The sequence below is a fragment of the Micromonospora sp. NPDC049801 genome, from assembly GCF_040656575.1.
In the GTDB taxonomy this organism is placed as follows: Bacteria; Actinomycetota; Actinomycetes; order Mycobacteriales; family Micromonosporaceae; genus Micromonospora.
This window is the reverse complement of sequence record NZ_JBFAMS010000024.1, coordinates 44,706-68,614: the sequence shown is the minus strand read 5'-3', so window position 1 is coordinate 68,614 and position 23,909 is coordinate 44,706. Positions and strand designations below refer to the sequence as shown.

The 23,909-nt window shown below is 70.4% G+C and carries 25 protein-coding genes; 5 read left to right on the top strand and 20 right to left on the bottom strand.

What is annotated here, in order from left to right; all coding sequences use genetic code 11:
• The first annotated feature begins 25 nt into the window (after window positions 1-25).
• A complete protein-coding gene (locus tag AB0I89_RS30950; protein WP_357134008.1) occupies window positions 26-574 on the top strand; it encodes an RNA polymerase sigma factor in 549 nt (182 codons plus the stop codon).
• 24 nt (window positions 575-598) lie between these two features.
• On the opposite strand, the gene murA is transcribed toward AB0I89_RS30950, so the two are convergent.
• On the bottom strand, window positions 599-2,041 hold the full coding sequence (gene murA / locus AB0I89_RS30945; protein WP_357134005.1) for a UDP-N-acetylglucosamine 1-carboxyvinyltransferase: 1,443 nt from the start codon (window positions 2,039-2,041) through the stop codon (window positions 599-601).
• Between murA and AB0I89_RS30940 the strand changes: the two genes are divergently transcribed.
• Both AB0I89_RS30940 and AB0I89_RS30935 read left to right on the top strand, forming a co-directional pair.
• The gene (locus tag AB0I89_RS30940; RefSeq protein WP_357133999.1) at window positions 2,040-2,612 is read left to right on the top strand and encodes a cob(I)yrinic acid a,c-diamide adenosyltransferase; all 573 of its coding nucleotides are present in this window, start codon (window positions 2,040-2,042) and stop codon (window positions 2,610-2,612) included. The genes murA and AB0I89_RS30940 overlap by 2 nt on opposite strands.
• Window positions 2,613-2,941: 329 nt before the next feature.
• Window positions 2,942-3,286 carry a peptidase inhibitor family I36 protein gene (locus tag AB0I89_RS30935; RefSeq protein WP_357133996.1) on the top strand — a complete coding sequence of 115 codons (345 nt, stop codon included), beginning with the start codon at window positions 2,942-2,944 and terminating at the stop codon, window positions 3,284-3,286.
• 90 nt (window positions 3,287-3,376) lie between these two features.
• Here AB0I89_RS30935 and AB0I89_RS30930 read toward each other — a convergent pair whose 3' ends face one another.
• The 13 genes from AB0I89_RS30930 to glyA form a co-directional block, all read right to left on the bottom strand.
• The gene (locus AB0I89_RS30930; RefSeq protein WP_357133993.1) at window positions 3,377-3,832 is read right to left on the bottom strand and encodes a DUF2550 domain-containing protein; all 456 of its coding nucleotides are present in this window, start codon (window positions 3,830-3,832) and stop codon (window positions 3,377-3,379) included.
• A 12-nt stretch (window positions 3,833-3,844) separates the two neighbouring features.
• Window positions 3,845-4,126, bottom strand: a complete 282-nt coding sequence (locus AB0I89_RS30925) for a F0F1 ATP synthase subunit epsilon (RefSeq protein WP_355052864.1) — start codon at window positions 4,124-4,126, stop codon at window positions 3,845-3,847.
• Window positions 4,127-4,215: 89 nt separating this feature from the next.
• Window positions 4,216-5,358, bottom strand: a complete 1,143-nt coding sequence (locus AB0I89_RS30920) for an LCP family protein (RefSeq protein WP_357133989.1) — start codon at window positions 5,356-5,358, stop codon at window positions 4,216-4,218.
• A gap of 223 nt (window positions 5,359-5,581) precedes the next feature.
• Window positions 5,582-7,018 (bottom strand): F0F1 ATP synthase subunit beta, encoded by a 1,437-nt coding sequence (gene atpD / locus AB0I89_RS30915; protein WP_357133986.1) that lies wholly within the window; start codon window positions 7,016-7,018, stop codon window positions 5,582-5,584.
• Window positions 7,018-7,947, bottom strand: a complete 930-nt coding sequence (locus AB0I89_RS30910; protein ID WP_357133983.1) for a F0F1 ATP synthase subunit gamma — start codon at window positions 7,945-7,947, stop codon at window positions 7,018-7,020. The genes atpD and AB0I89_RS30910 overlap by 1 nt, the downstream gene beginning before the upstream one ends.
• Window positions 7,948-7,951: 4 nt before the next feature.
• Window positions 7,952-9,604 carry a F0F1 ATP synthase subunit alpha gene (atpA, locus tag AB0I89_RS30905; protein WP_357133980.1) on the bottom strand — a complete coding sequence of 551 codons (1,653 nt, stop codon included), beginning with the start codon at window positions 9,602-9,604 and terminating at the stop codon, window positions 7,952-7,954.
• 141 nt (window positions 9,605-9,745) lie between these two features.
• Complete coding sequence (locus AB0I89_RS30900) at window positions 9,746-10,567, bottom strand: F0F1 ATP synthase subunit delta (RefSeq protein WP_357133977.1); 822 nt, start codon at window positions 10,565-10,567, stop codon at window positions 9,746-9,748.
• A complete protein-coding gene (locus AB0I89_RS30895) occupies window positions 10,567-11,106 on the bottom strand; it encodes a F0F1 ATP synthase subunit B (RefSeq protein WP_112584053.1) in 540 nt (179 codons plus the stop codon). The genes AB0I89_RS30900 and AB0I89_RS30895 overlap by 1 nt, the downstream gene beginning before the upstream one ends.
• A gap of 33 nt (window positions 11,107-11,139) precedes the next feature.
• On the bottom strand, window positions 11,140-11,373 hold the full coding sequence (locus tag AB0I89_RS30890) for an ATP synthase F0 subunit C (protein ID WP_357133974.1): 234 nt from the start codon (window positions 11,371-11,373) through the stop codon (window positions 11,140-11,142).
• A gap of 65 nt (window positions 11,374-11,438) precedes the next feature.
• Window positions 11,439-12,236 carry a F0F1 ATP synthase subunit A gene (gene atpB, locus AB0I89_RS30885; protein WP_357133971.1) on the bottom strand — a complete coding sequence of 266 codons (798 nt, stop codon included), beginning with the start codon at window positions 12,234-12,236 and terminating at the stop codon, window positions 11,439-11,441.
• A gap of 11 nt (window positions 12,237-12,247) precedes the next feature.
• On the bottom strand, window positions 12,248-12,484 hold the full coding sequence (locus AB0I89_RS30880) for a hypothetical protein (RefSeq protein WP_355052858.1): 237 nt from the start codon (window positions 12,482-12,484) through the stop codon (window positions 12,248-12,250).
• A gap of 190 nt (window positions 12,485-12,674) precedes the next feature.
• Complete coding sequence (locus AB0I89_RS30875) at window positions 12,675-13,097, bottom strand: hypothetical protein (RefSeq protein ID WP_357133967.1); 423 nt, start codon at window positions 13,095-13,097, stop codon at window positions 12,675-12,677.
• Window positions 13,090-14,379 (bottom strand): serine hydroxymethyltransferase, encoded by a 1,290-nt coding sequence (gene glyA, locus AB0I89_RS30870; protein WP_357133964.1) that lies wholly within the window; start codon window positions 14,377-14,379, stop codon window positions 13,090-13,092. Before glyA ends, AB0I89_RS30875 begins: the two co-directional genes overlap by 8 nt.
• Before the next feature lie 84 nt (window positions 14,380-14,463).
• Between glyA and AB0I89_RS30865 the strand changes: the two genes are divergently transcribed.
• Window positions 14,464-15,927, top strand: coding sequence for an SDR family oxidoreductase (locus AB0I89_RS30865; protein ID WP_357133961.1), 1,464 nt, complete (start codon window positions 14,464-14,466; stop codon window positions 15,925-15,927).
• A gap of 192 nt (window positions 15,928-16,119) precedes the next feature.
• Here AB0I89_RS30865 and AB0I89_RS30860 read toward each other — a convergent pair whose 3' ends face one another.
• The 4 genes from AB0I89_RS30860 to prmC form a co-directional block, all read right to left on the bottom strand.
• On the bottom strand, window positions 16,120-18,234 hold the full coding sequence (locus AB0I89_RS30860; protein ID WP_357133958.1) for a transglycosylase domain-containing protein: 2,115 nt from the start codon (window positions 18,232-18,234) through the stop codon (window positions 16,120-16,122).
• 145 nt (window positions 18,235-18,379) lie between these two features.
• A complete protein-coding gene (locus AB0I89_RS30855) occupies window positions 18,380-18,991 on the bottom strand; it encodes a phosphotyrosine protein phosphatase (RefSeq protein WP_357133954.1) in 612 nt (203 codons plus the stop codon).
• Window positions 18,992-19,642, bottom strand: a complete 651-nt coding sequence (locus tag AB0I89_RS30850) for an L-threonylcarbamoyladenylate synthase (RefSeq protein WP_355052883.1) — start codon at window positions 19,640-19,642, stop codon at window positions 18,992-18,994. It lies immediately after the preceding gene.
• On the bottom strand, window positions 19,642-20,589 hold the full coding sequence (gene prmC / locus AB0I89_RS30845; RefSeq protein WP_357133951.1) for a peptide chain release factor N(5)-glutamine methyltransferase: 948 nt from the start codon (window positions 20,587-20,589) through the stop codon (window positions 19,642-19,644). Before prmC ends, AB0I89_RS30850 begins: the two co-directional genes overlap by 1 nt.
• A 73-nt stretch (window positions 20,590-20,662) precedes the next feature.
• On the opposite strand from prmC, the gene AB0I89_RS30840 reads away from it, so the two are divergent.
• On the top strand, window positions 20,663-22,210 hold the full coding sequence (locus tag AB0I89_RS30840; RefSeq protein ID WP_357133948.1) for a GGDEF domain-containing protein: 1,548 nt from the start codon (window positions 20,663-20,665) through the stop codon (window positions 22,208-22,210).
• A 122-nt stretch (window positions 22,211-22,332) separates the two neighbouring features.
• Here AB0I89_RS30840 and prfA read toward each other — a convergent pair whose 3' ends face one another.
• Both prfA and rpmE read right to left on the bottom strand, forming a co-directional pair.
• Complete coding sequence (gene prfA / locus AB0I89_RS30835; RefSeq protein ID WP_357133945.1) at window positions 22,333-23,421, bottom strand: peptide chain release factor 1; 1,089 nt, start codon at window positions 23,419-23,421, stop codon at window positions 22,333-22,335.
• A 114-nt stretch (window positions 23,422-23,535) separates the two neighbouring features.
• Window positions 23,536-23,760, bottom strand: coding sequence for a 50S ribosomal protein L31 (gene rpmE, locus AB0I89_RS30830; RefSeq protein WP_088987870.1), 225 nt, complete (start codon window positions 23,758-23,760; stop codon window positions 23,536-23,538).
• Window positions 23,761-23,909: the final 149 nt, after the last annotated feature.

The window sequence follows — 23,909 nt, the reverse complement described above, 5'->3', positions numbered from 1 at the left end:
AAACGCTGAGGAACGGGGCCTGAGCATGCCAGACGATCTTGATATCGAGGAGCTGGCCGATCGTGCCGCCAAAGGGGACGCTGCCGCACTCGACGCGTTGCTGATCAGGATCGGCCCGCAGGTCATGCGGCAGTGCCTACGCCTCCTGCCCTGCCGGCAGGACGCCGAGGAGGCGTGCCAGGACGCCCTTCTACAGGTCGCCCGCAAGATTGACAGCTTCGCCGGCCGGTCGAAGTTCTCCACCTGGCTGCACATCGTCACCGCCAACTGCGCCCGGCAGACGTATCGGAGCCTCAAGCGTCGGGCCGAGGAGCAGTCCACGCCCCAGCTCCCGCTCGACACCGCTGACCCCCGCACCACGAGCGTGATCGCCGGTTCCCGGCTCGACCTGCTCGACGCGCTGGAACGGCTGGAGGCGCACCGACCCGAACTGGTCGCCCCGCTCGTACTGCGCGACCTGTGCCAGTTGACCTACGACCAGATCGCCGACCACCTCTCCATCCCGGTCGGCACCCTGAAGTCACGCATCCACGACGCCCGACGGCACGTGCGCGCCTCGCTGCAGGCCACCTGAGACCGCGAGAGGCGCAGCGGGGTCTCAGATCTCCAGCGACGGCTCCTCGGGCGCGGTGCCCCGCTCCACCGCCACGCCGAGCGCACGCAGGTCGGCCACGAAGTCCGGGTAACCCCGGTCGACGTGGTGCACGTGCGAGACCTCGGTGGGTCCGTCCGCGCAGAGTCCGGCGATGATCAGCCCGGCGCCGGCGCGGATGTCGGTGGCGCGTACCGGCGCCCCGGACAGCCGCTCCCGACCCCGGACCACGGCGTGGTGCCCGTCGGTCTTGATGTCCGCGCCGAGCCGCATCATCTCGTTGGCGAACATGAACCGGCCGTCGAAGATGTTCTCCGTGATCAGGGATGCGCCGTCGCTGACCGAGGCCAGCCCGATCGCCATCGGCAGCAGATCGGTGGCGAAGCCGGGGTACGGCAGGGTCACCACGTCCACCGCGCGGGGCCGGTCGTCCATGCGTACCCGGAAGCCGTCGCCCCGCGTCTCGACCAGGCCGCCGGCCGCGACGACCTTGTCCAGCGCGACCTCCAGGTAGGCCGGGTCCAGGCCGGTGACCGTCACGTCGCCACGCGTCATCGCGGCGCCGAACGCCCAGGTGCCGGCGACGATCCGGTCCCCCACGGTGGCGTGCCGCACCGGCTGCAGGCCGGGCACGCCGGTGATCCGCAGGGTGGACGTGCCGGCGCCGGAGATCCGCGCGCCCATCTGGTTGAGCATCGTGCAGATGTCGACGATCTCCGGCTCCCGGGCCGCGTTGTCGATCGTCGTCGCGCCCTGGGCCAGCACCGCTGCCATGACCAGGTTCTCGGTCGCCCCCACGCTCGGGAAGTCCAGCACGATGTCGGCGCCGCGCAGCCCGTGCGGGGCCTCGGCGATGACGAACCCGTGCTCACCGGAGATCTCCGCGCCCATCCGGGTCAGCCCGGAGATGTGCATGTCCAGGCCACGTGAGCCGATCGCGTCGCCGCCCGGGTGGGCCACCCGCACGTAGCCACGACGGGCCAGCAGGGGGCCGAGCACGCAGATCGACGCGCGCAGCCGCCGGACCAGGTCGTAGTCGGCCTCCGCGCCCGGCTGCTCGGGTACGTCGATGGTGACCGAGCGGGACCGGGCGACGCCGCCCCGCGCCACCATCGGATCGACGGGGTGGTCCGTGTCGAACCGGACGTCACAGCCCAGCCGCCGCAGGACCTCCCCCATGATCGCGATATCGGTGATCCGCGGAACGTTGGTGATCACGCTGCGGCCGGGAGCGAGCAGCGCGGCGGCCATCAACTTCAGTGCCGAGTTCTTGGCGCCGACGACGTGCACGGTGCCCGCCAGCCGGGCCGCACCGCAGACCCGGATGACGTCGACGTCGTTGACCGCCGTGTCACCGGCGTCGCCCGGACCCACCACCGCTGGCCAGCCGGCTGTCGTGTCCGGCCGAGCGGGGATCGTCAGTTCCGGTATCCGTAGGCTGTGCGTCATGGCCGTCCACCTCACGCGCATCTACACCAAGGCCGGCGACGCCGGCATGACCAGGCTGAGCAACAACGAGCAGGTCCCGAAGACCGATCCACGGATCGCCGCGTACGCGGATGTCGACGAGTGCAACGCGGCGATCGGGGTCGCACTCGCCCTGGGCCAGCTCGACGAGGAGCTGCGGGCCGTCCTGGCGTCGGTACAGAACGACCTGTTCGATGTCGGCGCCGACCTGTCCACGCCCGTCGAGCCGGAGCCGAAGTACCCGCCGCTGCGGGTAACCGAGGAGTACGTCGAGCGCCTGGAGGGCTGGTGCGACGAGTACAACGCGCGCCTGAGCAAGCTCGACTCCTTCATCCTCCCCGGCGGCACCGCCGGCGCGGCGCTGCTGCACGTGGCGCGGACCATCGCCCGGCGCGCCGAGCGGGCAGCGTGGGCGCTGGTCAGCCACGATCCGGACCGGACCAGCCCGCTCCCGGCAAAGTATCTCAACCGGCTCTCCGATCTGCTCTTTATCCTGTCAAGAACGGCAAATCCGGCGGGCGATGTGCTATGGGTGCCGGGCGGCAACCGCTGACCGTCTGCGTCGTACGGGTGTGGGGTTCCCGATCTCGCGGCTACCACGCGTGGTCCCGGCGAATTCCCAACCAGCCCCCTCCGACCCGGCCCGCCACCGTCGTCGGCACGCCGGCCGACTTGCCGACGTCGGGGCGGTTCTCTCACTCCCACCTGACCCGGCCAGGCGTGGAATCACGCCCGGTTCGCTTCGCCGTCACTCGATATTTATCGACGTCCAACTGTCCTATGTATAGGGTCTGGGGGCGGCATCGATCGGCTGCCGCGAACTGCCGATGAACGGGGAGATTTGTGAGGATCGCACGCAGGCTCGTCGCCACGCTCGGAATGATGTCGCTACTCGTCTTCGGAATGGCCCTGCCGGCACAGGCAGCCGCCACGTGCCCGGTCGGGGACTTCTGCGTCTGGAGCGGCAGCAACGCCACCGGCTCGATGTGTAGCTGGAGCAACGCAGACAATGACTGGTTCAACGCGCCCGTCGTGTGTTCCTGGGCGGACAACCAGGTGGTCCGCTCGGCCGAGAACCGGGGCCGGAGCACGAGCTACCGGTCCGTGTACTTCTACTCCGGCGCGAACTACACCGGCACGTACGGATGCCTCGGACAGAACGACCAGTTCATGAACGACATCTACGAGAACCTGCGATCGCACCGCTGGCGGACCTCGAGCTGCTAGTCACGCAGCAACAAATTGGGCCACGGCTTGCCGTGGCCCAATTTTTCGTTCCGGGATCCATTCGAGCGGGACACCGACAGCCGGCACGGCTCAGGCAGCCGGCCAGTCCTGGGAGGCCAGACGCGGCGAGACCGCCCCCGGAGGGGCGGCCTCGAGCCAGGAGAGGAAACCGGTCACGGTCGATCGCGCCATGGCGATCTCCACCGGTGCGTGGTGACTCGTACAGCGGAGGATCACCCAGTCGGCCGGCATGGAGAGCCGTTCCTGCCCTTCGGGCAACCGTCGGCGCTCGACCGCGAGATCCTTGCGGGAGAGAACCCGCTTGGGGCGGATCGCGAAGCTGAACATTCGATACCAGCGCAGCTCGTCAGCGGCGAACCGGCCGAAGCCGGGCGACCAGCCACGCCCGTCGAGCACGGTGGTGACCCGGACGCTGAGCCGGATGATGCCACCGCTGCGGGTCACGAGGGCCCGCCGGACGAAGAGCACGAGAAGCGCGACGAGGATGACGGCGACGCCGACCCCGATCCCTTCGACGATCTCCATCCCCGGTGTGACTCAGCGGCTCTGCGCGGAAACCGGGGTCGCGCTCTCGGCCAGCACGGTGACGCCCTCGGCGCTCACCGAGAGGAAGCCGCCGGCCACCTCGTACGAGACCTGCTCGCCGCCGGCCAGCTTGATGCGGACCTGACCGGGCTCGGCGAGCTGGCCGAGCAGCGGCGCGTGACCCGGCAGGACACCGAGCTCGCCCTCGGTGGTCCGGGCGACGACCATCTCGGCCTCACCGGACCAGACCTTCTCCTCGACGGCGACGAGCTCGACGTGAAGCTGCTTTGCCACGCTGTCTCCTTGCTGCGGCGGCGGATTGCCGAAAGTCTAGTCGTGCCGCCGCGCCGCCCCCAACGCGGGTGGCGAGAGCTGCGCCACGGCTACTTGGTCTTGTTCTGGAATTCCGGGTGCTCGAGCAGGAACGGGTCCAGTTGTTCATTGTGCAGGGCGGTGAAGAAGTCCGGGACGCCTGCCTGGAACTGCTCACCCTTGTAGGTCTTGCCCTCGAAGAGCCCGCCACCGGGAAGCTTGATCATCTGGATGGTGTTCGGGCGGATGTTCTTGAGGGCGAGCCCGAAGTCGACAACGCTGTTGCCCCGACCGTTGAAGATCAGTGACTGGCCGGCGGCGCGCAGCACCTTGTCCAGCTTGATCGGGTTGGCGACCACGTCGGCGCTGAATGCCTGCCCGACCATCGCCTTGACGAACTGCTGCTGGTGCCGCTGCCGGCCGTAGTCGGCGTCCGGGACACCGTTGCGCTCGTAGCGCTGCCGGACGTAGTCCAGAGCCTGCCACCCGCTGAGGTGGTGGTTGCCCTTCTTGTAGACCGCCTGCGGGCCGATGTAGCCGTAGCCGTGCGGGTTGCCCGGCCGGGGCTTGCCGTCCGGCTGCTTGTGCTCCGACTTCACGTCCCGCTCGACGTACATGTCGACGCCGCCCATCGCGTCGACGATCTTCTGGAAGCCGGTGAAGTTGATGATGGCACCGGCGTCGAACCGCTTGATGCCGGTCACGTTCTGCACCGTCGTGGCCAGCAGCTCGAACCCCCGCGCCGCGTCGGGGTTCTTGCCGGGCACCTGACTGCCGAACGACATGGCTGCGTTGATCTTCGTCGACTCGCCGTTGAAGTTGGCTTTCTTGAAGGCCGGAATGTCGACGTAGAGGTCCCGCGGCAGCGAGAAGAGGTAGGCCCGGTCCATCGACGCCGGGACGTGCAGCACCATGATCGAGTCGGCCAGCGGCGCCGCCGTCGGCGTACGCGGGTCGATGCCGACCAGCAGGAGGTTGAGCGGGCCCTTGATGTCGCTCTTCTTCTCCTTGGCGCCCGCCGCCTGGTCACCGAAGAGGTCGGCCTTGCCGACGGCGCCCTCGTAGCGGGCCATCAGCACCTCGGTGCCGACCAGCACACCGCCGCTGAGCATGGTCAGCACCAGGCCGAACACGGTGCACACCTTGGCCCAGCGCGGCACGCCCCGCCACATGGACGACTTGCGGCCCTTCTTGCCGGCCTTACCCACACTCATCTCCGTTCGCTACGCCCACGCAGAGGAGACGGGCTCACGTCGTCGAAAGGTTGCACTCGTCCGCGCTCGTGATGGCGAACGCGCGGACCGACCGTATCTCGGCTGCCACGTGAGTGACGACCACGAGTAACGGACCGCGACGATGGTAAGGCGTGAAGATGAACAAAAGACTGCCCCGACATTGCCGGGGCAGTCTTTTGCGGTACAGGTACGACGAGGGCTGTCAGGCCTTCATCAGCTCCTCAGCCTTGGCTTCCAGGTCCTCGAGACCGCCGCACATGAAGAACGCCTGCTCGGGGAAGTGATCGTACTCACCCTCGCTGATCTTGCGGAACGCCTCGATGGTCTCCTTGATCGGGACCGTCGAGCCCGGCACGCCGGTGAACTGCTCCGCCGCGTAGGTGTTCTGCGAGAGGAAGCGCTCGATCCGCCGGGCCCGGGCCACGGTGATCTTGTCTTCCTCGGAGAGCTCCTCGATACCGAGGATGGCGATGATGTCCTGCAGGTCCTTGTAGCGCTGCAGGATCCGCTTCACCTCGGTGGCGACCTGGAAGTGCTCCTGGCCGACGAACTCCGGGGCGAGGATCCGGGACGAGGACGCCAGCGGGTCCACGGCCGGGTAGATGCCCTTGTCGGAGATCGACCGCTCCAGGTTGGTGGTCGCGTCGAGGTGGGCGAACGTGGTGGCCGGGGCGGGGTCGGTGTAGTCGTCCGCCGGCACGTAGATCGCCTGCATCGAGGTGATGGCCTGGCCCCGGACGGAGGTGATCCGCTCCTGGAGCTCGCCCATCTCGTCGGCCAGGGTCGGCTGGTAACCCACGGCACTCGGCATCCGGCCGAGCAGGGTGGAGACCTCCGAACCCGCCTGCGTGAAGCGGAAGATGTTGTCGATGAAGAGCAGCACCTCCTGCTTCTTCACGTCGCGGAAGTACTCCGCCATGGTGAGCGCGGAGAGCGCGACCCGCAGACGCGTGCCCGGCGGCTCGTCCATCTGGCCGTAGACCAGCGCGGTCTTGTCGATGACGCCGGACTCGGTCATCTCGGCGATCAGGTCGTTGCCCTCACGGGTGCGCTCACCCACGCCGGCGAAGACCGAGGTACCACCGAAGTTACGGGCAACCCGGGTGATCATCTCCTGGATGAGCACCGTCTTGCCCACGCCCGCGCCGCCGAACAGACCGATCTTGCCGCCCTTGACGTACGGGGCGAGCAGGTCGATGACCTTGATGCCGGTCTCCAGCATCTCGGTCTTCGGCTCCAGGTCCGCGAAGGCCGGGGCCTTGCGGTGGATACCCCAGTGGTCGTCCGGGTTGAGGGTCTCGCCCTCCTTGAGGTTGAGCACCTCGCCGATCGCGTTGAACACGTGGCCCTTGACCGCGTCGCCCACCGGAACGGTGATCGGCTTACCGGAGTCACGAACCTCGGCGCCGCGAACCAGACCGTCCGTCGGCTGCATCGAGATCGCGCGGACCAGGTTGTCACCCAGGTGCTGGGCGACCTCCAGGGTCAGCGTCTTCTCACCGCCGGACAGGCTCACGGTGACGTTCAGGGCGTTGAACAGGGCCGGCATGCCGTCGCGCGGGAACTCGGCGTCGACGACCGGGCCGATGACCCGGACCACGCGACCCGTGGCCGTCTTGGTCTCTACTGGTGCAGTCATCACACTTCACTTCCCGACGCGGCAAGCGCGTTGGCGCCGCCGACGATCTCGCTGATCTCCTGGGTGATCCCGGCCTGACGGGCCGAGTTCATCTCACGCGTGTACTTCTCGATCATCTCTTCGGCGTTGTCGGTGGCGCTCTTCATCGCCCGCCGCCGTGCCGCCGACTCACTCGCCGCCGACTCCAGCAACGCCGCGTAGATCCGCGTGTTGATGTACCTCGGCAGGAGCGCGTCGAGCAGCGCCTCCGCCTCCGGCTCGAACTCGTACGCCGGCAGCAGCCCCTCGGAGCGCGGCCGGTCCTCGACCTGCATCGGACCGATGACCTTGGTAACCGGGTTCTGCGTCATCAGTGAGTGGAACTCGGTGTAGACGATGTGCAACTCGTCCACGCCCCGCACCCCGTCCGCGCCAGCGCCACCGTCGACGTCGTCCGCGCCGGCCGTGAACGCCTTGATCAGCGTCTCACCCACGGCGCGGGCGTCCTCGAACGACGGCTGCTCGCTGAACCCGGTCCAGTTCGCCTCGATCGGCCGGTCGCGGAACCGGTAGAACCCGACACCCTTACGTCCGATGACGTAGAGCACCGGCTCCTTGCCGTCCGCCCTGAGGCGGGCGATCAGCGACTCGGCCATCCTGATCGCGTTGGAGCTGTAACCGCCGGCCAGGCCACGGTCGCTGGTGACCAACAGGACGCCCGCCCGCCGCACCCGCTCGCGCGGGGTGAGCAGCGGGTGGTCGATCCGCGCGTTGGACGCCAGCGCCGTGAGCACACCGGTGATGGCCTCGGCGTACGGCAGGGACGCCTGCACCCGCGCCTGGGCCTTGGCGATCCGGCTCGTCGCCACGAGCTCCATCGCCTTGGTGATCTTCTTCATCGACTTCGCCGAGCGGATTCGTTGACGAAGAACGCGTACCTGGGCCGCCATCAGATCAGCTCTCGGCCGGGCGGTCGGTCGCGCCGTCGCGGAAGCGGGTCACCGTCTCGCGGTTCTCGTCACCCTCGAGCGGAGCGGCCGGCGCGTCGTTGACCTTGCGCTCGTCCTCCTTGTTGAGGAAGACCTGCTTGAACTCGCCGATCGCGGTGTCCAGGGAGTTGATGATGTCATCGCCCCACTGGTTGTCGGCGATCGACGCGAGGACACCCTCGTGCTTGTGCCGCAGGTACTGGAGGAACTCCGCCTCGAAGCGCCGCACCTCGCCGACCGGGATGTCGTCGAGCTTGCCCTCGACGCCGGACCAGACCGAGACGACCTCTTCCTGCACCGGGTACGGCGAGTAGTTCGGCTGCTTGAGCAGCTCCACCAGACGCGAACCCCGGTTCAGCTGGTTCTGCGAGGCCTTGTCCAGGTCGGAGGCGAAGGCGGCGAACGCCTCCAGCTCGCGGTACTGGGCCAGGTTGAGCCGCAGCGAGCCGGCGACCTTGCGCATCGGCTTCACCTGGGCGGCGCCGCCGACCCGGGAGACCGAGGTGCCAACGTTGATCGCCGGACGAACGCCCTGGTTGAACAGGTCGGTCTCCAGGAAGATCTGGCCGTCGGTGATCGAGATGACGTTGGTCGGGATGAAGGCCGAGATGTCGTTGGCCTTCGTCTCGATGATCGGCAGACCGGTCATCGAGCCGCCGCCCAGCTCGTCGGAGAGCTTCGCGCAGCGCTCCAGCAGGCGGGAGTGCAGGTAGAAGACGTCACCCGGGTACGCCTCACGGCCCGGCGGGCGACGCAGCAGCAGCGACACGGCACGGTACGCCTCGGCCTGCTTGCTCAGGTCGTCGAAGACGATCAGAACGTGCTTGCCGCCGTACATCCAGTGCTGTCCGATGGACGAGCCGGTGTACGGGGCGAGGTACTTGAAGCCGGCCGGGTCGGACGCCGGCGAGGCGACGATGGTGGTGTATTCCAGCGCGCCCGCCTCCTCCAGCTGCCCCTTGATCGAGGCGATGGTGGAGGCCTTCTGGCCGATGGCGACGTAGATGCAGCGGACCTGCTTCTTCGGGTCGCCGGTGCGCCAGTTGTCGCGCTGGTTGAGGATGGCGTCCAGGGCGACGGTGGTCTTGCCGGTCTTGCGGTCACCGATGATCAGCTGCCGCTGGCCCCGACCGATCGGGGTCATCGCGTCGATCGCCTTGATGCCGGTCTGCAGCGGCTCGAACACCGACTGCCGGGACATCACGTTCGGAGCCTGCAGCTCCAGCTCGCGGTAGCCCTCGTCGGCGATGTCGCCGAGGCCGTCGATCGGCTGGCCGAGCGCGTTGACCACGCGGCCGAGGAACGCGTCGCCGACCGGAACCGAGAGCACGCGGTCGGTGCGCTTGACCCGCTGCCCCTCCTCCAGCTTGGCGGAGTCACCGAGGACGACCACGCCGATCTCCCGCACGTCGAGGTTCAGCGCCACGCCGAGCGTGCCGTCCTCGAACTCCAGGAGCTCGTTGGTCTTGGTCGAGGGCAGGCCCTCGACGTGGGCGATGCCGTCGCCGGTGTCGGCGACGGTGCCGACCTCCTCGCGGGAGACGTCGGACGAGTAGGAGGAGACGTAGCGCTCCAGGGCGCCGCGGATCTCCTCCGTCGAGATGGTCAGCTCGGCCATCCTCTGCTTCCTTAAAATTCAGGGGCCCGGGATACCTAGTACCAACCGGTCCGAATGGCGTCTGTCAATCCAGGCGCTGCGGCGGCGGAGCCGCCCCAACGGTGAGGCGGCGGAACCACCGCATTGCTGGCGGTGAGCCGTTCAGCGCTTCGCGAGCGCGTTGCGTGTCTCGTTGAGGCGGCGCAGGATGGTGCCGTCGTACAGGTCGGAACCGACCCGGACGCTCACGCCACCGAGAACGGCGGGGTCGACCGTCTGCTTGACGGACACCTCCCGACCGTATATCGCGGCGAGGCTCGCACCCAGCCGACGCTCGTCCTCGTCACTCAACGGGGCCGCGACGGTCACGTACGCCACCTGCCGGTCACGCCGGTCGGCGGCCAGCTCGACCAGCCGGGTGAGCGCTCCGGTGAAGGAACGCCCGCCGAAGCCGGCGAGCGCAGCCTCGACGAGGCTGACGGTGACCGGCCGGGCCTTGCCGGCGAGCAGCTCGCGAGCCAGGGTGGCCCGCTGCTCGACCGGGGCGACCGGGTCGGCGAGAGCGTTGCTCAGCGCCGACTGACCGGACACGACCTGACCGAAGCGGAACAGCTCGTCCTCCACCTCGCCCAGCTCACCGGCGGAGTCGGCGCTGGCCAGCAGCGCCTCCACGCCGAGGCGCTCGGTGCCGTCGAGCAACTCCGACGGTGCCGACCAGCGGCCCGAGACCAGCGTGACGAGCAGGTCGAGCGCGTCCGCGCCGATCCGCCCACCCAGCATGTCGCCGAGCAGCGCGCCGCGGTCCGCGCCGGAACGAGCCGGGTCGGACAGCGCCCGACGCAGCCGCGGCTCACGCCGCAGCAGGGTCGCCACGGAGAGGATGGCGTCGGCGGTGGAGGCCACCGCCGACGGCTCCGCGCCGCGGACGTACGCGTCGAGGCCCTCGGCCGCGACCTTGTACGACTCCCGGCTGGCGGCCTGCATCAGCGGGCCCCCGTGCTCTCGAGGCCGCTCAGGAACCGGTCGACGGTGCCCTTGCGCCGCGCCTCGTCGGCCAGCGACTCGCCGACGATCTTGCTGGCCAGGTCCACCGCGATGGTGCCGACCTCCGCGCGCAGCTCGCGCACGATGGTGGCCCGCTCGGCGGCGAGTGCGTCCTTGCCGGCCTGAATGACCCGGTCGGACTCTTCCCGCGCCTTGGCGAGGATGTCCTGCCGGATGCCCTCGGCGTCGGCCCGCGCGTCGTCACGGATCTTGGCGGCGTCGGTCCGCGCCTCGGCGAGCTGGGCGCGGTACTGCTCAAGCAGCTGGTTCGCCTCGGCCTGGGCGGCCTCGGCGCGCTTGATGCCGCCCTCGATCGCGTCGACCCGAGCCTGGAACGTCTGCTCCATACGCGGGAAGACGAACTTCATCAGCACGAAGCAGAGCACGGCGAAGGCGACCGTGCCGACCACGATCTCCTGCCAGATCGGAATGATCGGGTTGTGGTCTGACTCACCACCCTCGGCGGCGAGGAGGAACAACATGGGTGACCTCCCGGTCGGAAGGGGCGGGTACTACTTGGCCCAGATGAAGCCGAAGGCGATGCCGAACAGGGCGAGCGCCTCGATGACGGCGAAGCCGATCCAGACGTACGGCAGGGTCATGCGCGACGACTCGGGCTGCCGGGCGGTCGACTGGATGTAGGCGGCGAAGACCAGGCCAACGCCGATGCCCGGGCCGATGGCCGCGAGGCCGTAGCCGATGGCGGCGGTGCTGCCGTTGACCGCGGCGAGAACGCTAACGTCCATTGGTGTGGTTCCTCCTGGTTATCACGCGTGACTCTCACGCGGGACGACAACGGTTGGTGCGTGGATCAGTGCTCTTCGGCGAGAGCGCCCTGGATGTAGCTGGCGCTCAGGACCGTGAAGACGTAGGCCTGCAGGACGATGACGAGCGCCTCGAGGAGGGTCAGCGCCACGGTCATCACCCAGGAGACCACCGAGACCGGCGCCAACCAGGCGTTGGCGTTGAGCATCGCGAAGCCGCCGAGCGTGAAGACCAGCAGGAGCATGTGGCCGGCGAACATGTTCGCGAAGAGACGAACGGCCAGCGAGAACGGCCGAATGATGAAGGTCGAGAACGCCTCGATCGGGATCAGCAGCGGCAGGATGTACCAGGGTGCCGGCGGGATCAGGGCGTGCTTGAAGTACTTGCCGAAGCCGTGGTGCCGGATGCCGATGTAGTTGAACAGCACGTAGCTGATCACCGCGAGGATCGCCGGGAAGGCGATGTGCGAGTTCGGCGAGATCTGGAAGAACGGGATGATCGCGAAGGCGTTCGTCACCAGCACGAAGCAGAACAGCGTCGTGAAGTACGGGGCGAACCGCACGCCCTGGTGCCCGATCATGTCGACCGAGATGTTGTTGCGCACGAAGCCGTAGATCGACTCGGCGAACCACTGCTTCTTGGTCGGCACCAGCTTCGGGTTCCGGTAGGTCGCCAGGAAGAAGATGATCAAGGCGCCGACCGCGATCCAGATCATCAAGGTGAACTTGGTGAACCACGGAGCGTTCTCCGCGCCCCAGGGCACGATCGCGGGCAGGTAGAAGTCCTCCACACTGGGTGGGAATGCCGCCTGGCCCGCTGCCAGGACGTTCGCCTGTCCGAACACCGCGTCCCTTCCTAAGTAGGCGTGCCGAGTCGGCGGATGACCAGGATGACGCCCCCAGCCATGCCGAGCACGAAGCCGATCCCGGTGGCGACGCCACCGGTGTCGAGCCACTGGTCGACCAGCCAGCCGATGAAACCCCACACGAGCATGCCTCCGATGAGGTAGCTGAGCGCGGTCCAACCCTGACCGGCGCCGGACGGATAGTCGTCCGGTTGACCGGCGGGACGGGGGGTTTGGTCATCAGCCATGACGGGGCGAACGATATCAGCCGGGAAGACGAGGCTGTGCCTCACCCCCCGCACAACCGTCGTTGTGTGGGCTTCTCGTGGGCGCCGTCGTCTGTGGGCACGCTACTCCCCTTCCGCCCGTCGGAAAATGACCGGAGGCCGACACATTGCCGCGCGTCCGCTAGGTGGGACACCCGTGTCGACGACCAGGTCAGCCGGAGCGGCGGGCGTGCACCGTGGTCAGCCACCAGAGGTGCGCCGCTGTCCACACTGCCACCCCGGCGACGATGCCGAGGCAGAGCGGGACCAACCCCGCCCAACCGGTCGACGCCACCGCCACCAGGACGACACCCAACAGGGTGAACTTCAGCACGTACAGCCCCAGCCCGAGCGGCAGCAGCAACTGCGGGTTGACCTGGTCGGCCCGCGCCAGCACCACCGTCGTGAGGGTGTAGCTGAGCACCGTCACGCCCACCCCGGCCGCCGCGCCGAGCGCGCCCGTCGCGCCACCGGTCACCCCGCCCACCACGGCCGCGACCACGGCCAGCGCCGCCGACGCGGCCAGCAGCACCGGCAGGTGCCGCAGCCGCCACCGCCCGTCGCTCGCGGGCTCGACCACCCCGGGCTCAGCCACGGGGGTACGCCGGGAAAGCCGCGACCAGTTCGGCCACCTCGGCGCCGATCGTGCTCAGCGCGTCGGCGCCACCCGGTTCACCCGGGTTCGTGCGTACCGCGCGGGCGATCAGGGCGGCCACCTGCCGCAGCTCACCCTCGCGCAGGCCCTGCGTGGTGACGCTCGGCGTGCCCACCCGGATACCCGAGGCCACCAACGGCGGCTGCGGATCGTACGGAATGGCGTTCTTGTTCAGGGTGATCGAGGCGGCGTCGCAGCGGGCCTCGGCCTCCGCGCCGGTCACCCCCAGCTCCCGCAGGTCGATCAGCGCGAGGTGGGTGTCGGTGCCACCGGACACCGGGCGCATGCCCTCGTCGGCCAGCCCGGCGGCGAGCGCCTGCGCGTTGCGCACCACCTGGGCGGCGTACGTCTGGAACTCGGGCTGGGCCGCCTCACGCAGCGCGACCGCCTTGGCCGCGACCGCGTGCATCAGCGGGCCGCCCTGGGTGAACGGGAAGACCGCCTTGTCGATCCGCTGGGCCAGCGACTCGCGGCAGAGGATCATGCCGCCCCGGGGGCCGCGCAGCACCTTGTGGGTGGTGGCGCAGACGACGTCGGCGTACGGCACCGGCGACGGGATGGCCCGACCGGCCACCAGGCCGATGAAGTGCGCGGCGTCCACCATCAGGTACGCCCCGACCTCGTCGGCGATCTCCCGGAACCGGGCGAAGTCGATCAGCCGGGGGTACGCGGTGGCCCCACAGATGATCAGCTTGGGCCGGTGCGCGCGGGCCAGATCGCGTACCTCGTCGTAGTCGATCAGCTCGGTGTCCGGCCGGACCGGGTAGCCCACCGGGTGGAACCACTTGCCGGAGAAGTTCACCCGGCTGCCGTGGGTGAGGTGCCCGCCGTGCGGCAGGTCCATCGCCAGCACCGTGTCCCCCGGCTGCACCAGCGCGGCGTACGCGGCCAGGTTGGCGCTCGCCCCGGAGTGCGGCTGGAGGTTGGCGTGCTCGGCCCCGAACAGCTCCTTGGCCCGGGCGATGCCGATCTCCTCGGCCCGGTCCACCTCGGCGCAGCCGCCGTAGTAGCGCCGACCCGGGTACCCCTCGGCGTACTTGTTGGTCAACGTCGAGCCGAGCGCGGCCAGCACCGCCGGCGAGGTCAGGTTCTCGCTCGCGATCAGTTGCAGGCCACCCCGCAACCGGTCCAGCTCACCGAGGACCACCCCGGCGATCTCCGGATCGGTGGCCCTGAGCTGGGCGAAATCCGGCCCCCAGAAGGTGCTCGTCTCGGTCTCCACAGCGAACGAGTCTAGGGCCTGTCGCACCAGGGCGGCCGGCCAGTTCCTGTGCGACGGGCCCTCCGGGGCCGCACACTGGGACCCGTGAGATGCCTCGTCACCGGAGCCACCGGATACATCGGCGGGCGACTGACGCCGCTGCTACTCGCCGACGGGCACACCGTGCGCTGCCTCGCCCGCAAGGCCGTACGCCTGCGCGATGTTCCGTGGGCGGCGGCGGCCGAGATCGTCGAGGGTGACCTGAGCCGGCCGGAGACACTGCCCGCCGCCTTCGCCGACGTGGACGTCGCGTACTTCCTGGTGCACTCGCTCGGCCGGGCGGACTTCGAGGCGGCCGACCGGACGGCGGCGACGAACTTCGCGGCGGCGGCCCGCGCGGCCGGCGTACGCCGGATCGTCTACCTCGGTGGTCCGGAGCCGGCGGCCGACGCGGAGGTCCCGTCGCCGCACCTGCGGTCCCGGGCCGAAGTGGGCCGGATCCTGCTCGCCAGCGGCGTGCCCACGGCGGTGCTCCGCGCCGCAGTGATCATCGGCTCCGGCTCGGCGTCGTTCGAGATGCTGCGATACCTGACCGAGCGGCTGCCCGCCATGGTCACGCCACGGTGGGTCCGCAACCGGATCCAGCCGATCGCGGTCCGCGACGTGCTGCGCTACCTGGCCGGCTGCGCCACCCTGCCGCCCGAGGTCAACCGCGGCTTCGACATCGGCGGACCGGACGTGCTGACCTTCCGCGACATGATGGACCGCTACGCCCGGGTGGCCGGGTTACGACGACGGGTCATCGTGCCGGTCCGGCCCCTCACCCCGTCGCTCTCGTCGCACTGGGTCGGCCTCATCACCCCGGTACCGAACAAGATCGCCCGGCCGCTGGTGGAGAGCCTGATCCACGAGGCCGTGGCCCACGAACACGACATCGCCCGGTACGTGCCCGATCCGCCCGGCGGCCTCACCGGCTTCGACGACGCCGTACGGTTGGCGCTGGCCAAGGTGCGCGACGCCCAGGTGGAGACGCGCTGGTCCACCGCGAGCGGCACCGACGCGCCCGCCGAGCCGCTGCCCAGCGACCCGGACTGGTCCGGCGGAACGGTGTACACGGACGTACGGGAACGGGCGGTGGACGCGTCGCCGGCCGCGCTCTGGCGGGTCATCGAGGGCGTGGGCGGCGAGCACGGCTGGTACTCGTTCCCCCTCGCCTGGTCGGTACGCGGCTGGCTGGACCGGCTGGTCGGTGGTGTGGGGCTGCGCCGGGGCCGGCGCGACCCGCACCGCCTCCAGGTCGGCGAGGCGCTGGACTTCTGGCGGGTCGAGGAGATCATTCCGGGCGAGTTGTTGCGGCTGCGCGCGGAGATGCGGCTGCCCGGCCGCGCCTGGCTGGAGATGCGGGCACTGCCGGCCGAGAACGGCCACAGCCGCTACCAGCAACGTGCCGTCTTCCTCCCTCGCGGCCTCGGCGGTCACGCCTACTGGAGTTCGGTGACCCCGTTCCACGCCGTGATCTTCGGCGGAATGGCCCGCAACATAGCCCGCAACGCCGAACAATCCCCCTAACCCACCCCCACCCCCACCCCGCCCACGCCGCCCACGCGCCCACGCGCCCACGCGCCCACGCGCCCACGCCGCCCACGCCGCCCACGCCGATCTTGCACTTTGTGTTGTCGATTTGCGGCTTTGGCACCCTAAATCCCCGCAGAAACTGCAAGATCGGCGCGAACGGAGTCGGCGGGGCGGGGCGGGGCGGGGTCAGTTTGTGGTTCGGGCGGCGGTGACCTGGAAGGCGGCCCGTTCGCTTGGCGGGACGAAGTCGCGTACCGGCTGGTCGCGCAGGGCACGGGAGAGGACCTCGCCCACCCCGGTCACCATCCGGGCCTGCACGGCCTGACCGACCGCGTCGCGCGGGTCGTCCGGGTTGGCCGCCATCGAGGCGACCACCAACTGCGGGGTGAAGGCCACCACCGTCTCCGTCTCGTACCGCTCGGAACTGCCGGTCTTGCCGGCCACCGGGCGGCCCAGCCGGGATCGCAGATCGGGAGCCGTGGCGCCGTCGCACCGCCCGTACATCGACTGGTCGCCCACCGGGCAGCGGGCCGCGTCCGCCGCCGCCCGGGCCACGTCGGTGTCGAGTACCTGCCGACAGTCCGGCTTGGCGGCATCCACCGGCCGGCCGGCCGAGTCGTTGATCGAGACCACCGGCAGCGGCGCGCACCACGTCCCCTCCGCGGCCACCGTGGCGTACGCCGTGGCCAGGTCCAGCGGGGTCGTCGCGGCGACACCCAGGGTGAACGGGCCCCAGTCCTTCGCGCCGTAGCGGGCCAGCCGCTCGTCGGAGTCGGCCCGCAGCACGATGCCCAGCCGCTCGGCCATCTCGACCACCCGGTCGGCGCCGACCCGCTCGGTCAGCCAGGCGAAGTAGGTGTTCACCGACCGGCCGAACCCGGTCCACATCGTGCGGGGGCCGTCCATCGCCGACGGACTGGCGTTCGCCGGGCACCAGCGGCCGTCACAGCTACCCGCACCGGTCGCCGGGAAGCGGGTGAGCAGTTGCGTCGGCGCCGTGAACTCGGTCGACAGCGGCATGCCGGATTCCAGCGCGGCCAGCATGGTGAAGAGCTTGAACGTCGAACCGGCCTGATACCCGTCGATGGCCCCACCACCGGCCACGAGCTGGTTGACCGTGTTCGGATAGTTCTTCTGTCCGACCGGGTTGTCCTCGACGCTGTAGTTGCGGTTCACCGACATCGCCAGCACCCGGCCGGTGCCGGGCTGCACCACGGCGGTGGGTACCGCCCGCGCCTCGGTGGGCCGGTAGATGCGCAGGACCTGCTCGGTGGTGGCCTGCTGCACGGCCGGATCCAGCGACGAGACGATGGAGAACCCGCCCCGGCGCAGCGTGCGCTGTCGCTCGTCGGCGCTCGACCCGAACGCCGACTGGCTGCTCCACCAGCGGGTGAACCAGTCGCAGAAGAAACCCCAGTCCGAATGCCCGTCGGGCACCCCCGTGCAGTCGTTCGGCGTCTCGCTGGGCCGCAGCTGCAGCGGCTCGGCCTGTGCCGCCGCCGCCGCGTCGGCGGGGACCTGATCCGTCTCGACCAGGCGCTCCAACACGTACGTCCGGCGGTGCAGGGCGCTGTCGGCATCCCCGTTGATCGGGTCGTCACTGTCCGGCGACCGGACCAGACCAGCCAACAGCGCGGCCTGGGGCAGGGTCAACTCAGCCGGCGAGACCGAGAAGTAGCGCTTGCTGGCCGCACCGATCCCGTACGCCCCGGCCCCGAAGTAGGCGATGTTGAGGTAGCGGGTGAGGATGTCCTCCTTGCTGAGCTCCCGCTCCAGCGCCAGCGCGTACCGCATCTCCTGGAGCTTGCGGGCGGTGGTGAGCTCGGTGGCCGCCTGGCGCTGCCGCTCGGTCAGCCGGGGATCGCTGCTGAGCACGTTGCGGACGTACTGCATGGTCAGGGTGGAGGCGCCCTGCCGGGTCTTACCGTCGCGCTTGTTCACCGTGAAGGCGCGCACCACACCGCGCAGGTCCACCCCGCTGTGCTGGTAGAACCGGACGTCCTCGGCGGCCACGATGGCCTGGCGCATCACCGGGGCGACCTCGCGCAGCGGGACCTCCACCCGGTCCTCCTGGTAGAAGGAGGTGATCAGGGTGGTGCCGTCGTTGGCGTAGAGGTTGGAGCGCTGCGCGGTAGGCGGCGTGCGGAGCGTGTTGGGCAGCTCCGAGTACGGCGTGGACAGGGCGCTGAAGCCGATCCCGAAGACCAGGGCGGCGGGCAGGGCGGCCCCGGCCAGCACCAGTCCGGCCAGCACGCCGGCGATCACCACGGTCAGCAGTTTGTCGAGTCGGGCCCGGATCATCAGCTCTCCCCGCAGGAGCCGGTCACGCTAGGACCCGTTCAGAATGACCCGGAACGCCCCTTTCGCCCCTGGTTTTCCCCAAACCCGGAGGAAACTCGCACCGCGCTCAGGGCAGCAGCGCGCCGGCCAGCGGCTCGCACCGCGCTCAGGGCAGCAGCGCGGCGGCCAGCGGGTGGACCGTCTCCTCGATCTCGTCCGCGACCCGGGTGAAACACTGGTCGCCGCGACCCCAGGGATCGTCGAGATCGTCGGTGGGCAGCGCCGAGGCGCCCAGCCGGTTGTCGTGCGCCGCCGCCACCAGGGCCACGCCCCGCGCGTACACCGCCTCCGGGGTCGCCTCGGCCGCCGGCAGCGCGGTGACGTCCACCGCGGCCAGCAGCCGGCCGAACTCACCCAGCACGAAGGTACGGGCCGCCGCGTCCGGACGGAGCGCCACCACGTACTCCTGCTGGTCGGCCGTCGCCGTCAGGACCAGGTCGGCGGCGTCGATGTGGTCCGAGCGCAGCTTGCGCGCCGCGAACCCGTCGACGTCACCGCCACGGTCGATGACCTGCCGCGCCGCCGGCGGGTTCATCTCCTCGCCCGCGTGCCAGCCGCCGGTGCCGGCGCTGTGGCTGTGCAGCAGCTCCTCGACGCCGGCCGGATCCTGCGAACGCCGCACCAACCGCTCCCGTGCCGCGAGGGCCAGCAGTCGCTCGGCCATCGGTGAGCGGCAGATGTTGCCCATGCAGACGTGCAGGACGGTGAACGGGGGCACTCAGGCCCCCTGGTGGACGTCGAGGAGATCCGGTACGACGTCGCGCAGCTTCTCCAGCGGGATCGCCCCGGCCCGCAGCAACTGCGGCACCTCGCCGGTCAGGTCGACGATCGTGCTCGGCACCGGATCCGGGCAGGGCCCGGCCTCCAGGTACGCACGCACCGAGTAGCTGAGCTGGTCGCGCGCCTCCTCGGCGGTCACCGCCGCCGGCTGGCCCGTCTTGTTGGCCGAGGAGACCGCCATCGGGCCGGTCTCGCGCAGCACCTCCAGGGCCACCGGGTGCAGCGGCATCCGCACCGCGACGGTGCCGGTCTTGTCGCCCAGGTCCCACTGCAGGCTCGGCGAGTGCTCGACCACGATCGTCAGCGCACCCGGCCAGAACGCCTCCACCAAGTCCCGCGCCGCCGAGGGCAGCGAGAAGACCAGGCCGTCCAGGGTGTGCCGCGAACCGATCAGCACCGGCGGGGGCATCTGCCGACCCCGGCCCTTCGCGTCCAGCAGCGCCTTGACCGCGTACGGCGTGAACGCGTCCGCGCCGATCCCGTAGACGGTGTCCGTCGGAAGGACGACCAGTTCGCCGTTCTTGACCGCCTCGATGGCCGCAGCGATGCCGCGGTCCCGATCGGCGGGCGATCGGCAGTCGTAGAGCATCACGAGGAGTCAGTCTGCCACGCCCGCCCGGGCACGGTGTGCTGGCCGTCCGCCCGTCGGGACGCGGTGGCGTACCGGGGGCGGCCGGTGAGGTCCGGATGCTCCGTGACGGCGTCGAACCGGCCGTCGTGGGCGAACAACTCTGGCACCGCCACGCCGTGCGTGTCGTCGTGCTCGACCCCGATCACGCCCCCGGGTCGCAGCAGCGCCGCCGCCCGGTCGATCACCGGTCGGATCACCGCCAGACCATCGACGCCCCCGAAGACCGCCTCCGCCGGATCGTGCCCGGCCACCTCCGGCGGCACCACCACGTCGACCGGCACGTACGGCGGATTGCAGAGCAGCACGTCCACCCGACCCACCAGGTCGGTGAGCAGGTCGGGCGCGGTCACGTCGGCCTCGACCACCTCGATCGGCCGGTCCCCCGCCGCGGCCCGCTCGGCCGCGTTGCGGCGTAACCACGCCAGCGCCGCCGAGGACCGCTCCACCGCGACCACCCGCGCCCCGGGCAGCTCCTGCGCCACCGCCAACGCGATCGCGCCGGTGCCGCTGCACAGGTCCACCACCAGCGGCTCGGATCTGCCCCGGCCCTGCTCGACACCCCACCCGGCCAGCAATTCCGTCTCCGGCCGGGGCACGAAGACACCCGGACCGACCGCCAGTTCCAGGTGCCGGAAACCCGCCCGACCGGTCAGGTGCTGCAACGGCTCCCGGCCGGCGCGACGCCCGACCAGCTCGTCCAGGCGGGCCAGTTGGGCGTCGTCCAGATCGTCGGCGAGGGCCAGCCGACCCCGGGGCACGTCCAGCACGTACGCCGTCAGCAGTTCGGCCTCCACGCGCGCCGGGCCTACGCCGGCCGCGGCGAGTACGCGGGCCGCCCGCGCCACCGCGGCGGACGGACGGGTGCGGCCTGTCCCTTCGGGGGGGTGTTGCGGCAGAGTGGTCACACGATAATCATGGGGCGTCGCGAGGCGACGCCATGAACGGGTGCGTCGAGGCGCACACGACAGGAGGTTGTGGGTGGGCTGGCTCGACCGGGTCCATGACCAGGTTGACACTCTCTCGCACGCCCGCGCTTTGCAGGAAGCAAGTCGCTCCGCGGAGTCGTACACCCTTCTGGAGCGTGTGATCCGCACCACGTCGGACCCGGCGGCCCGCGCGGACGCCATGGTCCAGCGTCTCTCCGCCTTGATCAATCTCGGTCGGACGGCGGAGTTCACCCGGGCCATCGAGGAGGCGTCGGCGGCCGTCCGCGACCTCGCCGAGCCCTACCTGCACGGGCACCTCAACGCGCTGGCCGCGCTCGCCGCCCACCACCAGGGCGCGCTGGACCGCTGCGTCACCCACCTCGTCAAGGCAGCGCGGGCCCTGAACGCCGTGGACGACCCGGACCGGGACACCGCCTGGGGCTGGCACGACCTGGCGATGGCCTACAGCTACCTCAGCTTCCACGGGTACGCCCTGGGCGCGATCGAACGCGCACGGCAGCTCGGGTTGACCGCCGGGATCCCGGAGGAGACGTTCGCCGCGCCGGGCATCCGGCTGCGCAACGCCGTGGCGCTCGACCACAACGGTGACAGCGACGGTTGCCTGCGCGTGCTGCGGGACGTGGCGACCGACCTGGCCCAGTTCGTCCAGAGCGGGCGGGCCGGGCGGCTCCGTCCCAGCAGCCTCGCCGCGTACGGGTACTCGGCGGCACGGCAGGCCGCGCTCGGCGACACCCTGGAACCGACCGGCGACGCCGGCCCGTCCCGGCTGCTCACCCACGGCGGTGACAGCGCCCGCGCGCGGGACCTGCGGCAACTCGGCATGGTCTGCCTGGCCGTCGCGGACGGTCGGCCCATCGAGGCGGTCGCCCGACTGGACACCATCCGGGTGTCCACCGAGACGCTCGGGGCGGCCGAGCCGGCCCGGCTGCGCAGCATCGCGCTCGCCCGCGCCGGCGACCATTCCGCGGCCCACCGGGCGGACCGGCTGGCGTTCCGGCTCGCCGCCCAACGCAACGACCGGCTGCGCGACGTCTACATCGACGGCATCGCCGCCCGGATCGACCACGAGGAGATGCGTCGCGAGGCGGCACGGTACGAGGGTGAGGCGTTGACCGACCCGCTCACCGGCCTGCCCAACCGGCGTCGCCTGGAGCGGTACATCACTGCCGTCGTCACCCGGGGCGAGCGGGTCGTCATCGGCGTCTGCGACCTGGACGGCTTCAAGGCGGTCAACACCCGGCACGGCCACCACTCCGGTGACCTGGTGCTGCAACGCATCGCCGGGGTGATCAACCGGGTGATGCGCCGGGGAGACTTCGTGGCCCGCTACGGCGGCGACGAGTTCGTCGTGGTGCTCCCGGACACGGGCATGATCGAGGCCACCGAGGTGGCCCGCCGGATCGAGGCGGCGGTACGCAACGAGGACTGGGAGTCGCTGGTACCCGGCACCCCGGTCGGGGTGAGCATCGGCTTCGCCGAGGTCTCCGGCGGTAGCGGGCTGCGCGACGCGCTCAGCGTCGCCTTCGAGCAGGCCGACCGGGAGATGCTACGCGCGAAATCCCGCCCCCGCGCGAGCTGACCACTCCCCCTCTCTCGGGGTCGATCAAGGACTTGTGGTGCCCCGCTAAAGCCCCACCACGGGACAATCTCCCCACCACGACTCCATGATCGACGGGAGCGGGCGGGGCGGGGCGGGGGGGGTTAGCGGCGGGTTAGTTCTGTGTCGCCGGCCAGGCGGGCGGCGCGGTCGGCCTCGGCCAGGGCGTCCAGGACGCCGTCGAGGTCACCGGCGAGAGCCAGGTCCAGGTTGTACGCGGTGTAGCCGATCCGGTGGTCGGTGATCCGGTTCTGCGGGAAGTTGTAGGTGCGGATGCGCTCCGAGCGGTCCACGGTGCGTACCTGCGCCTTGCGGGCGTCCGAAGCGGCGGCGTCGGCCTGCTCCTGGGCGGCGGCGAGCAGCCGGGCCCGCAGGATCCGCATCGCCTGCTCCCGGTTCTGCAACTGGGACTTCTCGTTCTGGCAGGACACGACGATGCCGGTCGGCACATGCGTGATCCGTACCGCCGAGTCGGTCGTGTTCACCGACTGACCGCCCGGGCCGGACGAGCGGAACACGTCGATACGCAGGTCGTTCTGGTCGATGGTGACGTCGACGTCCTCGGCCTCCGGCAGCACCAGCACCCCGGCCGCGCTGGTGTGGATCCGGCCCTGCGACTCGGTCACCGGGACGCGCTGCACCCGGTGCACGCCGCCCTCCCACTTGAGCCGCGACCAGACACCGTTGCCGCCGTCCGGCACACCCTTGGTCTTGATCGACAACGAGACGTCCTTGACCCCGCCGAGGTCGGAATCCTGCGCGTCGATCACCTCGGTGATCCACCCGTGCCGCTCGGCGTACCGGGTGTACATCCGCAGCAGGTCGCCGGCGAACAGCGCCGACTCCTCGCCGCCCTCACCGGCCTTGATCTCGACGATCACGTCCTTGGCGTCGTGCGGGTCGCGCGGGATGAGCAACTCGGCGAGGCGCTCCTCCAGGGCCGGCAGGGACGCCGCGATGGAGTCCGCCTCGGCGGCGAAGGACGGGTCCTCGTCGGCCAGCTCGCGGGCCGCGGCCAGGTCGGCGCGAGCCTGCTCCAGCTCGCCGGCGGCCTTGTGCAGCGGCACCAGCGCGGCGTACCGGCGACCCACCCGGCGCGCGGTGGCCTGGTCGGCGTGGATGGCCGGGTCGGCCAGCCGCTTCTCCAGCTCCGCGTACTCGTCGAGGAGTCCGGCCAGACGCTCGCTGCTCATGCTGCGGATGCTCCTTCGAGGATGCGGCACCGGGAGGGCCAAGGGTGTTGGCGGGCGAAACGCGGACGGCGCCCGTGTCCGGTACAAAACCGGACACGGGCGCCGAACGGGGAGTTACTTGGCCTTCTTGGCCTGAACCTTGGCGTACTTCTGCTGGAACTTCGCGACCCGGCCGGCGGTGTCGAGAACGCGCTGCTTACCGGTGTAGAACGGGTGGCAGGCGCTGCAGGTCTCGACGTGGATCGCGCCGCCCTTGGCGGTGCTGCGGGTCGTGAACGTGTTACCGCAGGAGCAGCTGACCTCGGTGGTCGTGTACTCCGGGTGGATGTTTGCCTTCATCTCGCCTCGGTCCTCTCGTTGGTGGTCGCCGGGTCGCCGTCATCACTCGTCGCGCCGTACGCGACGGGCTCGGGCGTGAACCGGAACCGGTGTGGCCGATTGACCAGTGTGCCATGGGCCTGGGCCGACCCGGTAAGCGGGCCGCACAC